General features: G+C 67.1%; 14 protein-coding genes. 9 read left to right on the forward strand and 5 right to left on the reverse strand.

What is annotated here, in order from left to right; genetic code table 11:
- Positions 1-35: 35 nt before the first annotated feature.
- The 5 genes from tssJ to AB3G45_RS27950 all read right to left on the reverse strand — a co-directional run bounded on the left by tssJ (position 36) and on the right by AB3G45_RS27950 (position 3907).
- Positions 36-596 (reverse strand): type VI secretion system lipoprotein TssJ, encoded by a 561-nt coding sequence (tssJ, locus tag AB3G45_RS27930; protein ID WP_367833792.1) that lies wholly within the window; start codon positions 594-596, stop codon positions 36-38.
- Entirely contained in the window at positions 593-1348 is a 756-nt protein-coding gene (locus tag AB3G45_RS27935) for an FHA domain-containing protein (RefSeq protein WP_367833793.1), read from the reverse strand. Before AB3G45_RS27935 ends, tssJ begins: the two co-directional genes overlap by 4 nt.
- 72 nt (positions 1349-1420) lie before the next feature.
- Positions 1421-2500 carry a class I SAM-dependent methyltransferase gene (locus AB3G45_RS27940; protein WP_367833794.1) on the reverse strand — a complete coding sequence of 360 codons (1080 nt, stop codon included), beginning with the start codon at positions 2498-2500 and terminating at the stop codon, positions 1421-1423.
- A 1-nt stretch (position 2501) separates the two neighbouring features.
- Entirely contained in the window at positions 2502-2882 is a 381-nt protein-coding gene (locus AB3G45_RS27945) for a PAAR domain-containing protein (RefSeq protein WP_367833795.1), read from the reverse strand.
- Positions 2879-3907 carry an ATP-binding protein gene (locus AB3G45_RS27950; protein WP_367833806.1) on the reverse strand — a complete coding sequence of 343 codons (1029 nt, stop codon included), beginning with the start codon at positions 3905-3907 and terminating at the stop codon, positions 2879-2881. Before AB3G45_RS27950 ends, AB3G45_RS27945 begins: the two co-directional genes overlap by 4 nt.
- 99 nt (positions 3908-4006) lie before the next feature.
- Between AB3G45_RS27950 and AB3G45_RS27955 the strand changes: the two genes are divergently transcribed.
- The 9 genes from AB3G45_RS27955 to AB3G45_RS27995 all read left to right on the forward strand — a co-directional run.
- Entirely contained in the window at positions 4007-4369 is a 363-nt protein-coding gene (locus AB3G45_RS27955) for an STAS domain-containing protein (RefSeq protein ID WP_367833796.1), read from the forward strand.
- Positions 4370-4521: 152 nt separating this feature from the next.
- Positions 4522-7227, forward strand: a complete 2706-nt coding sequence (gene tssH, locus AB3G45_RS27960) for a type VI secretion system ATPase TssH (protein ID WP_367833807.1) — start codon at positions 4522-4524, stop codon at positions 7225-7227.
- A gap of 73 nt (positions 7228-7300) precedes the next feature.
- Positions 7301-7777 (forward strand): Hcp family type VI secretion system effector, encoded by a 477-nt coding sequence (locus tag AB3G45_RS27965; protein ID WP_367833797.1) that lies wholly within the window; start codon positions 7301-7303, stop codon positions 7775-7777.
- Between the two features lie 146 nt (positions 7778-7923).
- On the forward strand, positions 7924-9960 hold the full coding sequence (locus tag AB3G45_RS27970; RefSeq protein WP_367833798.1) for a type VI secretion system Vgr family protein: 2037 nt from the start codon (positions 7924-7926) through the stop codon (positions 9958-9960).
- A 64-nt stretch (positions 9961-10024) separates the two neighbouring features.
- Positions 10025-10639, forward strand: coding sequence for a hypothetical protein (locus AB3G45_RS27975; protein WP_367833799.1), 615 nt, complete (start codon positions 10025-10027; stop codon positions 10637-10639).
- A gap of 210 nt (positions 10640-10849) precedes the next feature.
- On the forward strand, positions 10850-11986 hold the full coding sequence (tssA, locus tag AB3G45_RS27980; protein ID WP_367833800.1) for a type VI secretion system protein TssA: 1137 nt from the start codon (positions 10850-10852) through the stop codon (positions 11984-11986).
- A 42-nt stretch (positions 11987-12028) separates the two neighbouring features.
- Complete coding sequence (gene tssB, locus AB3G45_RS27985; RefSeq protein ID WP_367833801.1) at positions 12029-12532, forward strand: type VI secretion system contractile sheath small subunit; 504 nt, start codon at positions 12029-12031, stop codon at positions 12530-12532.
- 4 nt (positions 12533-12536) lie between these two features.
- Positions 12537-14030: a type VI secretion system contractile sheath large subunit gene (gene tssC / locus AB3G45_RS27990; protein WP_367833802.1), complete on the forward strand. Its 1494-nt coding sequence runs from the start codon at positions 12537-12539 to the stop codon at positions 14028-14030.
- Positions 14031-14037: 7 nt separating this feature from the next.
- The coding region (locus AB3G45_RS27995; RefSeq protein ID WP_367833803.1) for a hypothetical protein at positions 14038-14251 on the forward strand (214 nt) is incomplete at its 3' end.

Raw genomic sequence — 14251 nt, forward strand, 5'->3', positions numbered from 1 at the left:
CGTCGCACCGGCCTTGCCGCCACGCCACGACGTGCTCAGTCCTGCGGCCCCAGTTCGATGGACAGCGTCTTCAGCTCCGCCTTGAGCTTGAACTTCTTGTCCCCCTGGAGCCCGACCATGGCCCGCCACTTGGCCTCCTCGAAATTGCGAAACCCGACCACCACGGCAATGATCGTGGTTCCCTCGATCAGGTTCGCCTTGACCCGCTGCACCTCACCGGGTGCGAAATAAAGCTCCGTCTTGCCCAGCATGGTGGGCCCCAGCGTCTCGGCGTCCGTCTCCCAGAGCTGGCGGAAGCTGGCATTGGCGAATGCCGTCTCGCCGTTCAACTGGTAGAGCCGCATCACCACCGGCTGCGGCATGCCGTCCGGCCCCGGATTGACGAGGGGCGAGGCGACCGCGATGACGTCGAGGCTGGCATCGACCGGCGCCGGCTTGATCTCGATCTCCTTCGGCGGCGGCTTCTTGTCGCCGAGGATGCCGCAACCGGCAAGCGAAACGGCGACGAGACCCAGGCACAGAAGGGCGAAAGGGCGCGCGAACACCGCGCGCAACCCGGCCAGCCGCCACCGCACCGGATGAAGTCCACTCGTCAACCTGCCTTCTCCTTGCGAAGAAGATCGCGCAACCGCTCCTCGAACCTACGTTTTTCGTCCACAGACAAGACCGACATCGACGCTTCAACAGCCTTTGCGACCGTCGCCGCATCCAGCCCTATTGCCGCTGCAACGAGATTCGCTTCCGCCCCGGACGAGGCTACCGTCTCGCCCGCCGCATTGGTATTTGCATTCGAGGCATTGCCCATGCCTCCGGAGATATCCACAGGATTCGGCTCGCCACGCCGGCCGGCCGCATCGGGAATCCACCAATCCTGTAGAACTTCAACCTTGTCCCGAGCATTCTCCGGCGCCGCGTCCGGCAGGATGGCGACCTTGACGGCCTGCTCGGCAAGGTCGTCGAAGCCGAACGGGCCTTCGGCGAAGGGATCGTCGGCGCCGGCGGCCGGAACGGCATCGGCCGCCACGGCCGGCGCCTCCGTCTCGACCGCAACCGCGATGACCGCGTCGCCGAGCGTCAGCACGTCCCTGTCGACCAGCATGCGGGAGGCCTCGCGCGCCAGCGGAACGCCGTTGACCAGGACGCCGTTGGTGGACATGTCGGTGAGGAGGAAGCCGCCGGCCTGCCGCTCGATGCGGCAATGGCGCTTGGAGACGATGCGCTCGGGATCGGCGAGCACCCAGTCGGCCTCGGCGGAGCGCCCGATGACGACGGCGCCCGTCTCGACGGTCTTCTCCCGCGGGCCGGCCATCAGCCGCTCCGGCCCCTTGAGTACAAGTCGCAGTCGCATTGTCCACCCCCGCTGACGATCCGGATTTTCCGCCTGATCCAAGAATCACGGAATCGCTGGCACGCGCGAATGTTACCCCACCGTCTTGCGCGCGGCCACCAGATAAGCGGAATAATACATGCAGGAACGATCGTGCAACCTTACGTGCCACGGCGCCTCGGCGGGCACGCCGGCGCGCCGAAGCGTGCCGGCCGCCAGCGGCCCCTCGGACAGGAGGAGGTCCAGGATGGCCTCGGGGCTGCCGGCATGGACGGAGCGCTGCGAATGGCCGCCGAGCCAGGCCTCCACCGGCGTCACCTGCCCCGCCCAGTCGAACGGCACGGACAGCACCGCGCGGCCGTCGTCGGCGAGCACGCGGCTGATCTCGACGAGCCCGGCGCGCGGATCGCGCATGCAGTCGACGACGTTCATGCCGATGGCGAGCGCGAAGGTGCCGGCCGAAAACGGCAGCGCCAGCGCATCGCAGAGCCAGACGTCGCCGCGCGAGCCGGCCGCATGGCCGAGGGCGTAGGACCGCCGGTCGTAGACGAGGCCGATGCGGCGCAGACCGTAGTCGATGCGCCCGCCGACCACCGCCTGCCGGCCGCAGCGCGCCAGCGGCACGGAAAGGTCGATGCCGAGCACGTCGCGGCCGAGCCGCTCGGCCGCATCCGTGACCGTGCGCCCCGCCGCGCAGCCGATGTCGAGCACCGGGCCGTCGGGCAGGTTGCCCTCCAGCATGTCGAGGGCCTGGGCGAGGTTGCGCGAAACCGCGCCCGGCACGCCGCCGCCCGGCACCGGGGCGGGGGCGACGGGATCGCGGTCCCCCCAATGGTCCCACGCATAGGAGGAGACGTGCTGGCGAATCGATTCGAGGCCGCTGCCCGGCCCCGCCGCGTCGCCGAGCAGGCTCTCGACGGCCGGCGTCAGGTCGCTGCGGGCCATCAGGTAGAAGAGGTTGTCCTGCACGAAGCGGCGCACCTCCGGCACGATGACCGGCATGCCGTCGAGGATGGGAAATTCCGAGCCGCACAGTTCGCAGGACAGGATGCCGCTCGCCACATCGTCCCCCGCCTCCGCCTCCACGGTGGTGAGCCTCAGCCGGCCCTCCAGCCCGTTCAGGCGGCAGAGCGGGCAGACCGGCCGCAGCCTCTCGAAATGGGAAAGCCGCACCTCAGCCGCCGATCATCACGGTCGGGCAGCCGGGCGGCAGGATCTTGCCGACGGGGCTGGGGATCGGCGCCACGCAGACCGCGTGCAGCGTCAGGTCGTTGACCCTGGCGGCCGGCAGGCCGCCGATCAGAACGGTGGAGGAGCCCTTGGAGATCATGCCCGGCCCGCCCGGCACGCAGGTGGGCAGCGAGCAGAGGATGGTCATGTCCGTCACGCGCGCGGCCGGCATGTTGCCGATCATCACGGTCGGCAGGCCGCCGATGATGGCGAGCGGCAGGGCGGGATGCGGCACGGGCGTCGGCACGAGCGCGGCAGGGTGGATCGGCGCGTGGCAATGCGGCGCGTCCTGCTTGACCAGGTCTCCCATGCGTGCGGCGTTCACAAGGCCTTCTCCGCCTCTTCGACGAGGTGCTTTTCCAGTTTCAACACGTTCCAGCCATTACGGCGGCTGTAGGTGACCCTGTCAAGCAGCGTGCGCACGAAATGCATTCCGAGCCCGCCGATCTGCCGGCTCTCCAGGTCCGCCTCGATATCGGGCGCGGGAATGCCGAGCGGATCGAAGGGCCGCCCGTCGTCCTGCACCTCGATCGTCAGGAGGCCCGAGGCGATCGACAGGGCGAGGACGATCTCGTGCGCCTCGCCGTCCTCGAAGCCGTAGTTCACCACATTGGTGAGGATCTCGTCGAGCGCCACGTCGATGCCGGTGACGTCGGCCTCGCCGGCGCCGTGCATCTCCAGGAAGCGCCGCACCTTCTGCGCCGCCATCTGGATGTCGCCATGGGTGTTGCCGATGGAAAAGGCGGTTTCGCGCGCAAGCCGGCCGCGCGCCTTGAACAGCAGCGCGCAGGCCGCGCCCGGCCGTTCCCCGCCGACCCGGCCGCGCACCAGCGCGGCGATGCCCTCCAGCGGGGCGGCCGCCCCGGCGGGGGACGCGGCGACGTCGCCGGCCGAAAGCCAGAGGATATCGCCGGCCGCAAGGACCGTCTCGCCGGCGCCGTCCGCCCGGGGAAGAACCGCCGCGGCCTTGCCGCAGGCCGCGCCCGACGCCCTGCCGGTGACCACGTCGAGGACGAGGAGGCCGATGTCGAGGCCGGTCGTGTCGACCCGCCCGGCGAGCGCGGCAAGCGCCTCGCGCGCGCTTCCCGCCGTGGAAACGAGGGCGCGCAGCAGCTGGCGGATGCCGGCCGCGCGCAGGGCGGCGGCGAGATCGCCGCCCGCCACCCGCACGGCGCTCGCCGAAAGCACCGAGGGCGCCGGCCAATGGTGATCGTAGAAGCAGACGGCGTCGCCCGCTTCGCCCGCCCCGCCCTCCAGTTCGGCCTCGCGGCGCACGGGAAAACGCTGCGGCAGGAGCGAGGTGCGCAGATGCGCGACGAGCGCGGTATCGGAAACCCGGTCTTCCCGCATCACGCCGGCACACCGAGAAGTGTCAAAAAACGTTCTGGCAAGTCGTGCAACTTTCTGAAATCATCGCCCGCATCCGACGCCGTCCGGCGAAGCGCCAGAGTGATCAACAGTAAGCCCGAGGTCAATATCATCATGAACATCGCCGAAGCCCGGCAGGGAGGCAAGCTCGTCGTTTCTCCCAGCGGCAGGATCGACAGCCAGACCTCTCCCGTCTTCGACAGGCATCTTTCCGCCGTCATCGACAGGGGCGACGTCAACCTCGTCATAGACCTGACAAATCTCGACTATATCAGCAGCACCGGGCTTTCCGCCTTCCTGTCCGCGGCCAAGAAGATCCGCGCGGCAGGCGGCGGCATGGCGCTGGCCGGCCTCAACAGCCGCATTCGCCTGGTCTTCGAGATGAGCGGTTTCTTAAGGCTGTTTCCAATCTATCCGAATGTCGACGCCGCACTCTCCGGGTGAGAAGAAGAGGGTGGTAGACTTTTACGCGTACTAGGTTTTAGAGTTGGTAACCGTTTTGTCTTACGAGAATTGATTCTAATCATCCTTTTGCGCTGAACCGGGGGTTTGCCGGGGTTCGGCGTGGCATGAGCTGGGGGGCTGCTTTGCTGAACGTGGATCTGCAATCACTGGTAGGGCGACTGAACGCGCATTGCCGTTCGTCGCTCGAAGGCGCCGTCGGGCTGACATTGTCCAGGACCCATTACAATGTGGAGATCGAGCACTGGCTGACGAAGCTGGTGGAGGCGACGGACAACGACGTCGCCGCCATCCTGCGGCATTTCGAGATCGACACGGGGCGGCTGGCGGCCGACCTCACCAAGGTGCTCGACCGGCTGAAGACCGGCAACAGCCGCTCGCCGGCGCTCACCCCCAACGTGGTCAAGTGGGTGCGGGAAGCCTGGATCTACGGCTCGCTGCAATATGGCGACAGCTCGATCCGCAGCGGCTATCTGCTCGTCAGCCTGCTCGGCGACGACTCGCTCTCGGCGCTGGCGCGCGACGCCTCGCCGCTCTTTGCGCGCATCAACGCCGAAACACTGAAGACCAGCCTTCTGAAGATCGTCTCGGGCAGCAGCGAGGCCGGCCAGTCGGCCGCCGCCAGCGGCAAGGCGGCCACGTCCGGCGGGGCGCCCGCCGCCTCCCCGGCCGGGCCGGCCGGCGGCTCGGCGCTCGACCAGTACACGATCAACCTCACCGCACGGGCGCGCGAAGGCAAGATCGATCCCGTGCTCGGCCGCGATTCCGAGACGCGCCAGATCGTCGACATCCTCACCCGCCGCCGCCAGAACAACCCGATCCTGACCGGCGAGGCCGGCGTCGGCAAGACGGCGGTCGTCGAGGGCTTCGCGCTGAAGATCGCCGCCGGCGAGGTGCCGTCCGCGCTCAAGGACGTCGAGCTCCTGTCGCTCGATCTCGGCCTCCTGCAGGCGGGCGCCGGCATGAAGGGCGAGTTCGAGAACCGGCTGAAGAAGGTGATCGAGGAGGTGAAGGCCTCCGCCAAGCCGATCATCATGTTCATCGACGAGGCGCACACGCTGATCGGCGCGGGCGGCGCTGCCGGCCAGAACGATGCGGCGAACCTCCTCAAGCCCGCGCTGGCGCGCGGCGAGATGCGCACGATCGCCGCCACGACCTGGGCGGAGTACAAGAAGTATTTCGAGCGCGATCCGGCGCTGACCCGCCGCTTCCAGGTGGTCAAGGTCGAGGAGCCCGACGACACGGCGGCCATCGCCATGATGCGCGGCCTCATCCCGACGCTGGAGCGCCACCACGGCGTGCGCGTCCTTGCCGAGGCGGTGGAGGACGCGGTCCGGCTGTCGCGCCGCTACATTCCGAGCCGCCAGCTGCCCGACAAGGCGGTGAGCCTGCTCGACACGGCCTGCGGGCGCGTCGCCATCGCCAGCAACGCCATTCCGGCCGCCGTGGAGGACCGCCGACGCCGGGTGGAGATGATCGACGTCGACCTCGGCGTGCTCGCCCGCGAGACGAAGATCGGCGCGGACCACGCCACCCGCATCGCGGACCTCGAAGAGGAGCGTGTACGCGTTGCCGAGGAACTGGAAAAGCTGGAGGACCAGTGGAAGCGCGAGCAGGACCTCGTCTCGCGCATCCGTGCGCTGCACGACGCGCTGACGGCGCCGGACGAGGCCGAGCCGGGCGAAAAGAGCCCCGAGGAGATGAAGAGCGAGCTTGCCGCCCTCACCGGGGAGCTGGAAGCGCTGCAGGGCGAGACGCCCCTGATGCGGGTGACGGTCGACAGCCAGGCGATCGCCGAAGTGGTCGGCAACTGGACGGGCATCCCGGTCGGCCGCATGGTCTCCAACGAGATCAAGACGATCCTCGGCCTCAACGACAAGCTGCGCGAGCGCGTCATCGGCCAGTCCCATGCGCTGGAGGCGATCGCCGAGACCATCCGCACCTCGCGGGCAAAACTGCTCGATCCGAGAAAGCCGATCGGCGTGTTCCTGATGGTCGGCACCTCGGGCGTCGGCAAGACCGAGACGGCGCTGGCGCTGGCCGACCTGCTCTACGGCGGCGAGCAGAACCTCACCGTCATCAACATGTCGGAATTCAAGGAGGAGCATAAGGTCTCCATGCTCGTCGGCTCGCCCCCCGGCTATGTCGGTTACGGCGAAGGCGGCGTCCTGACGGAGGCCGTGCGCCGCCGGCCCTATTCGGTCATCCTCTTCGACGAGATGGAAAAGGCCCATCCGGGCGTGCAGGACGTGTTCTACCAGGTGTTCGACAAGGGCATGCTGCGCGACGGCGAAGGCCGCGACATCGACTTCAAGAACACGGTCATCATCATGACCTCGAATGCCGGCACCGACCTCATCCACAAGCTCTATGCGGATCCCGCCAAGCGGCCGGACCTGGCCGAGCTGACGGAGGCGATCCGGCCGGAGCTCCTGAAGAGCTTCAAGCCGGCCTTCCTCGGCCGCTGCTCCGTGGTGCCCTATTTCCCGCTCTCCGACGACGTGATCCGTCAGATCGTCACCCTGCAGCTCGGCCGGATCCGCAAGCGTTTCGCGGAGAACTACAATGCCGCGCTGAGCTGGGACGAGACGCTCGTCGAGGAGATCGCCAGCCGCTGCACGGAAGTGGAAAGCGGCGCCCGAAACATCGAGTACATCCTTTCGCGTGGGCTCCTGCCGAGACTTTCCTCCCATGTTCTCGCCGTCATGGCGGAGGGCGGGCAGATCGGCGGGCTGAAAGCCGTGCTCGATGAAAACGGCCAGTTCGAATTCCACGCGCAACCTTCGGGCGATACGGTCGCGCAACCGGACCGACCGACGGAATTCGTGGCAGCACAATGAAGGCAATGCGGGGCGGGTTCTGACCGCCCCGGCGCATCGACAACATCTCACCAGGATACCAAGGGAGCTAACTATGGCAGTCTATTTGAAATACGAAGGCATCGACGGGGAAGCGACGCACGAGAAGCATACGAAGTGGATCGAGGTGCATTCCCTGCAGTTCGGCGTCGGCCGCGGCATCTCCACGCCGACGGGCGCCACCACGAACCGCGAATCCAGCCAGCCGAGCGTCAGCGAAGTCGTCATCACCAAGATGCTCGACAGCTCCTCGACGGCGCTGTTCGCCGAATCGGTGACGGGCACCGCGGGCAAGAAGGTGGAAATCCACCTCGTCAACACCGGCGACCCGGGCGACACCTATGTCGAATACACGCTGACCGATTCGCTCATCTCGGGCTACAGCGTCTCCTCGGGCGGCGACCGCCCGAGCGAATCGATCTCGATCAACTTCACCAAGATCGAGTTCAAGTTCACTTCCTTCGACGCGAAGAACAAGACGGCGAGCCCGACGGTGGTCGGCTACAACATGGCCACGGGCAAGAAGATCTGATGCCGGCATAACGGCCTTCGCGGCGCGGCCTGCCTGCAAGAGCGGGACCGCGCCGCGAGCTTCGAGGGAGTGCGCGGCGCGCCTCCGACCTGTGGCACAAGACGGCGATGCGTGCCGTGCGCGCATCCTTCGGGCAGCAAGACCCCATGGCGACGACCCTAGTTCAAGAGGACCGCTGGATCACCCTGGAGACCCCTCTGGGAAAGGACGTCTTTGCCGCGACGGAAGCGCGCGGCACGGAAGGCATTTCCAGCCTCTTCGAATTCACCGTCAGCGCCCTTTCCACCCGCACCTCGATCGATCCGAAGGACCTGCTCGGCAAGAGCGTGACGCTTTCCATGGCGCGTCCCGGCGGCAAGCGCCGCTATGTCAACGGCATCGTCACCGCCTTTTCCGCCGGCGCCTTCACGCGCAGCGAATACCGGCTCTACACGCTCGTCGTCTCGCCCAGCCTCTGGCTCCTCAAGCGCACCTCCGACCACAAGGTCTTCCAGGAGAAGACCGCCGTCGCCATCATCGAGCAGTTGCTGGCCGACAGCGACGTGCCCTTCGAGAAGAAGCTGAGCGCCAGCTACGAGACCTGCGAATACCGGGTGCAGTTCGGCGAGACGGATTTCGACTTCTTCCAGCGCCTCCTCGCCGAGGAGGGCATCTTCTATTTCTTCAAGCACAAGGACGGCGAGCACAAGCTGGTGCTGGCCGACAACGCCTCGGCCTATGCCGACTGCCTGCAGGACACCGTCGAATACCGCCAGGGGCAGGAAGAGGCGGTCGACGGCATCCACACCTTCGACACGGCCGCGCACCTCACCGACGCGACCTGGCACATCGAGGACTACGACTTCGAGAAGCCCGCCAACACTATCGAGGGCGAGCGCAAGACGAACCAGCAGCCCGCCTCGGCCAAGAAGTGGGAGCACTACCGCTTTCCCGGCAACTCCGTGAAGGCCGACACGCTGAAGCGCTTCGCCACCGCCGCCATCGACGCGGCCGAGGCCGGCTTCGAGACGGCGGAGGGCGGGGGCACCTGCGCCAGCTTCACGAGCGGCCACGCCTTCACGCTGAAGGGCCATCCCGTCGCCGCGGAGAACCGCCGCATCGTGCTGACGACGGTGCATCACGAGGCCTTCAACCGCGTGCATTTCGCCCAGCGGCCCGGAACCGAGGCCAAGCCATACTACCGCAACACCTTCACCTCGATGCCGGCGACGCGCATCGCCCGCGATCCGCTGCCGGCGCCCAAGCCCGTCGTGCAGGGTCCGCAGACCGCGCTGGTCGTCGGCCCGTCGGGCGACGAGATCCACACCGACAAATACGGCCGCATCCGCGTGCAGTTCCATTGGGACCGCTACGGCAAGAAGAACGAGAAGAGCTCCTGCTTCGTGCGCGTGGCGCAATCGCTCGCCGGCAACAACTGGGGCTCCGTCTTCGTGCCGCGCGTCGGCATGGAGGTGGTGGTGCAGTTCCTCGACGGCGACCCGGACCGGCCGCTCGTGACGGGCGCCGTCTACAATGCCGACAACATGCCGCCCTGGGCGCTGCCCGCCAACATGACGAAGAGCGGGCTTCTGACCCGCAGCAGCAAATCCGGCCAGACGGCCAATGCGAACGAGCTTTCCTTCGAGGACAAGAAGGGCGAGGAGAAAATCGCCTTCCATGCCGAGAAGGATTTCCTGCGCGAGGTCGAGAACGACGACACGCTGGATGTCGGCCACGACCAGAAGCGCACGATCAAGAACAACCGCACGACCGAGATCACCGAGGGCAACGAAAGCCTGACGATCAAGAAGGGCAACCGGACGGAAAAGATCGAGACGGGCAACGAGACGCTCGATATCGACAAGGGCAACCGCACCGTCACGCTGTCCGCCGGCAACGACGAGCTGACCCTCAAGAAGGGCGGGCGCACCGTGGCGCTCACCATGGGCAACGACAGCCTCACCCTTTCCAAGGGCAACCAGACGACGAAGGCCAGCGCCGGCAAGATCACGCTGGAGGCGATGCAGGGCATCACGCTGAAATGCGGCACCAGCACGGTGGAGATCACCCCGGCCGGCATCACCATCAAGGGCGTCACCCTCTCCATCGAGGGCACGGCCAAGACCGATGTCAAGGGCCCGATCGTCAACGTCGCGGGCGATGGCATGGCCATCCTCAAGGGCGGCATCGTGAAGATAAACTAGGGCGGTTCCGGCAAGCGCGCAGGCGCGCCTTGCATCCGCAATCGGGAAGAACGAAGGGCAGACGGTGAAGATCCAGACGGAAGCCTTCCGCAAGGTAACGGCCCAGACGGCGCGGGAAATCTGCAGCCGCGCGGACCTGTCCGCAGAGGCTCGCCCCTTCCTCCTGCCCGACCTGTCGCCGCAGGGCTTCCTCTCGCTGCTCGTCGATGCGGAGAACATCGGCGACGCCGTGCGCTTCCTCGCCTTCGCCCTGCCCATCCGCGAGGCGATCTGGTGGGCCCACGTGGTGGCGAGGACCAATATCCCGGTGCCGACCGAGCTGGAGATGCTGTGCCTCGACCGGACGGCGGCCTGGGTCTACGAGCCGGACGACGCCCGGCGCCGCTCTTGCATGGAATGCGCCGAATCGGCCAAGTTCACCGGAGCGGCGGCCTATGCCGCGCTGGCGGCGTTCTGGTCCGGCGGCAGCCTTGCGCCGGAGGGCATGCCCGATGCGGAGGCCGATCCGCGCCTGGGGCCGATCGGCGCGGGGGCGTCCATCCTGCTATCGATCACCAACGGCGATGCGGCGACGCTCGTCGACCGTTTCGAGACGGCGGTCGTCCGGGCGATGAGCATCGCCAACGGCGGCAACGGCTGGTTGCCGGGCGAACGGCCGGCGGGGGCGAACGGAGCGTGAGCCGCGCGTCACGAAACCGTGTGGCGGTTTGCGGGACGGCGGGCTCGGGGCGAAGACCCGCGATCGGGAGATTCGCTTCAAGATCAATTAAGTATTTGGGGCTAAGCATTCTGTGCAGGCCCCGCGTAGAGCGGTATCCGATTGAAGTGCGGCGGAAGCGGCGGGCGCCGGATGTTCCGCAATCAGCCCGCGAGGGAAGGACCTAGACCCATGGCTCTGCCGCAGGTTATCGATATCGATGCTCTGCTCCAGCCGATCTCGGAGGAGGCGCCTGCCGGCGTCGATCCGCGTTCCGACAGCTCGCCCACCTCGCTCTACTACCGCACCAAGGACGCCCGCAACGCCGCCCGCTCGGCCGAGCGGGCCACCGTCGAAATCGGCGGCGCGCCGCCGGAGGAATGGGACACGGTCGCCGAGACGGCGGCGGATATCCTCGGCAGCCACGGCAAGGACCTCGAAATCGCCGCCTGGCTGATCGAGGCGCTGTTGCGGCAGGACGGGTTCCTCGGCCTGCGCGACGGCCTGAAGGCGATGACGGGCCTCGTCACGGGCTTCTGGGAGACCTGCTTTCCCGAGCTCGACGAGGACGGCGTGGAGGGCAAGGTGTCCGCCGTCGCCGGCCTCAACGGGTCGGGCGCGGTCGGCACGCTCATCCAGCCGATCCGCCTCGTGCAGATCACGCGCGGCTCGCAGGCCAGCTTCTCGCTGTGGAACTACGAGCAGGCGACCGACCTTGCCAAGGTCACCGACCCCGGCCGCCGCCAGGAGCGGATCGACAACGGCGCGGTGACCATGGAACAGTTCATGGAGAGCGTGGCCGATACGCCGCCCTCCTTCTTCGCCGACACCCAGGCCGCCATCCAGGAGACGCTCGCCGCCCTTGCGGAAATGTCGGCGGCCTTCGATGCGGTGGCCGGCGTCGACGCCCCGCCCGTCTCGGCGCTGCGCGAGCTCCTGGAGGAGATTTCCCGCTCGATCGCCCATTTCGCCGCTGACAAGCTGGCGGTGGCGAACTATTCTTCCGGCAGCGAGGACACCGCCGCCGACGACCCGGCAGACGTGGGCGAAGCCGGTGCACGCGCGACGGGGGAAGCCACCGTCGTCGTGCGGAAGATCGAAGGCTACCAGTCGCGCGAGGAGGCGCTGGCGGAATTGTCCCGCATCGCCTCCTATTTCCGCAAGACCGAGCCGCATTCGCCCATGTCGTACACGCTCGACGACGCCGTCCGGCGCGCGCGCATGAGCCTGCCGGAACTGCTGCTGGAGCTGGTCGAGGACCCGTCCCACCTGCAGCGCATCCTGCTTGCGGCGGGCATCAAGCCGCCGGAGCAGTCACAAGGTTACTGATAACGAGTTGCAGTAGATCCACCGCTTGAAGAGGGGGCCGTCATGGCAGAAAGCGTTCAACAGAAACTGAAGAGAGTGCGTGCGCCGCGCGTTCACATCACCTACGACGTGGAGACGGAAGGCGCGCAGGTGCGCAAGGAGCTGCCCTTCGTCGTCGGCGTGATCGGCGACTTCTCGGGCAAGTCCTACGAGCCGCAGAAGCCGCTGCGCGATCGCAAGTTCACCCAGATCGACCGCGACAATTTCGACGACGTGATGCAGCGCATGACGCCCGGCGCGGAATTCAAGGTGGAGAACACGCTGGCCGGCGACGAGTCGCTCCTGCCGGTCTCGCTGAAGTTCAAGTCGATGGACGACTTCGAGCCCGGCGCCATCGTCGAGCAGGTCGAACCGCTGCGCAAGCTGCTGGCCGTGCGCAACAAGCTGCGCGACCTGATGTCGAAGGTCGACCGCTCGGAAGAGCTGGAAAGCCTTCTGGAAGAAGTCCTGCAGAACACCGACAAGCTGACCGCCCTCGCCGGCGAGCTCGGCGCAGAGAAGGAGTAAGGGCATGAGCGCCGAGACCCAAGCAGCCGGCAGCGCCGCTGCCGCCGAAGAAACCGGCTCCGTGAGCCTTCTCGACCAGGCCATCCAGGTCACCAAGACGGCCGAGCCGGACGAGATTCAGGACCTCCTGCGCACGCTGACCTCGGAGGCCCTTTCGGGCACCGTCACCTTCAGCAAGAACCTGACGCAGACCTTCAACAAGGCCATCGCCGCGATCGACGAGAAGCTTTCCAAGCAGCTCACCGCGATCATGCACAACGAGGACTTCCAGAAGCTGGAAGGCTCCTGGCGCGGCCTCAACTACCTCGTCAAGAACTCGGAGACCAGCTCCACGCTGAAGATCCGCGTTCTCAACATGTCGAAGAAGGAGCTGCACAAGGACCTGACGAAGGCCGTCGAGTTCGACCAGAGCCAGGTCTTCAAGAAGCTCTACGAGAACGAGTTCGGCACGCCCGGCGGCGAGCCCTACGGCGCGCTGATCGGCGACTTCGAATTCGGCGCCGGCACGGAAGACCTCGAAGTGCTGCAGGGCATGTCGAACGTCGCGGCGGCCTCCTTCGCGCCCTTCATCTCGGCCGCCGGCCCGAAGATGTTCGGCCTTGAAAGCTACACCGAGCTTTCCAAGCCGCGCGACCTGGAGAAGATCTTCGACAGCTCGGAATACATCAAGTGGCGCGGGTTCCGCGACAGCGAGGACAGCCGCTTCGTCACGCTGACCATGCCGCGCGTCCTCGCCCGCGTTCCCTACGGCTCGCAGGGCAAGCAGATCGAGGAGTTCAAGTTCGAGGAAGCCCCGATCGACGGCAACGGCATCGTCTCCAAGATGGATTCGGAAGACTTCACCTGGATGAACGCCTCCTATGCGCTCGGCGAACGCCTGACCTCGGCCTTCTCCAAGCATGGCTGGTGCGTCGCCATCCGCGGCGCGGAAGGCGGCGGCAAGGTGGAAAACCTGCCGACCTTCACCTTCACCAGCGATGACGGCGACGCCGACCAGCAGTGCCCGACGGAAATCGGCATCACCGACCGCCGCGAGGCGGAACTCTCCAAGCTCGGCTTCCTGCCGCTCTGCCACTACAAGAGCACCGACTATGCCGTGTTCTTCGGCGCGCAGACCACCCAGCGCCCGAAGAAGTACGACAAGCCGGACGCGACGGCCAACGCCGCGATCTCGGCGCGCCTGCCCTACATCATGGCGACGTCGCGCTTCTCGCACTATCTCAAGGTCATGGGCCGCGACAAGATCGGCTCCTTCCTGGAAGTCAGCGATTGCGAGAACTGGCTCAACAACTGGATCCGCGGCTTCGTCAACGGCAATCCGGATGCGAGCGCCGAGATGAAGGCGCAGTATCCGCTGGCCGAGGCCCAGGTCACGGTGAAGGAGATCCCCGGTTCGCCGGGCGCCTACAACGCCGTCGCCTACCTGCGTCCGTGGCTGCAGATGGAAGAGCTGACCGCCTCCATGCGCCTCGTCGCGCGCATCCCGCAGATGGGCTGAGGCCCCGATGCATGAAGACGACGCCATCGCTGCGGGACACGCCTCCGGCGGCGATGGCGCGACGGGCGAAGCCGGCCTGCGGCTTCGCATCGTCGATGCCGTCCTTGGCCGCGGCGGGGATGCCCCCGCCGCGGCGCTCGACCGGTTCCTCGCCTGCGAGGACCCCGAGGAATGCCTCCGCCTCTGGTTCGGCCCGCGCAAGGGCGGGGACCACCCGCGCG

This window comes from Shinella sp. S4-D37, assembly GCF_040812195.1.
Lineage (GTDB): Bacteria > Pseudomonadota > Alphaproteobacteria > Rhizobiales > Rhizobiaceae > Shinella.

What these genes read in the sequence shown, in the direction of transcription:
- AB3G45_RS27935 (WP_367833793.1), bottom strand. Translation starts at nt 1,348, where the DNA reads ATGCGACTGCGACTTGTACTCAAGGGGCCGGAGCGGCTGATGGCCGGC.
- AB3G45_RS27965 (WP_367833797.1), top strand. Translation starts at nt 7,301, where the DNA reads ATGGCAGTCTATTTGAAATACGAAGGCATCGACGGGGAAGCGACGCAC.
- tssB (WP_367833801.1), top strand. Translation starts at nt 12,029, where the DNA reads ATGGCAGAAAGCGTTCAACAGAAACTGAAGAGAGTGCGTGCGCCGCGC.
- tssA (WP_367833800.1), top strand. Translation starts at nt 10,850, where the DNA reads ATGGCTCTGCCGCAGGTTATCGATATCGATGCTCTGCTCCAGCCGATC.
- AB3G45_RS27970 (WP_367833798.1), top strand. Translation starts at nt 7,924, where the DNA reads ATGGCGACGACCCTAGTTCAAGAGGACCGCTGGATCACCCTGGAGACC.
- AB3G45_RS27950 (WP_367833806.1), bottom strand. Translation starts at nt 3,907, where the DNA reads ATGCGGGAAGACCGGGTTTCCGATACCGCGCTCGTCGCGCATCTGCGC.
- tssC (WP_367833802.1), top strand. Translation starts at nt 12,537, where the DNA reads ATGAGCGCCGAGACCCAAGCAGCCGGCAGCGCCGCTGCCGCCGAAGAA.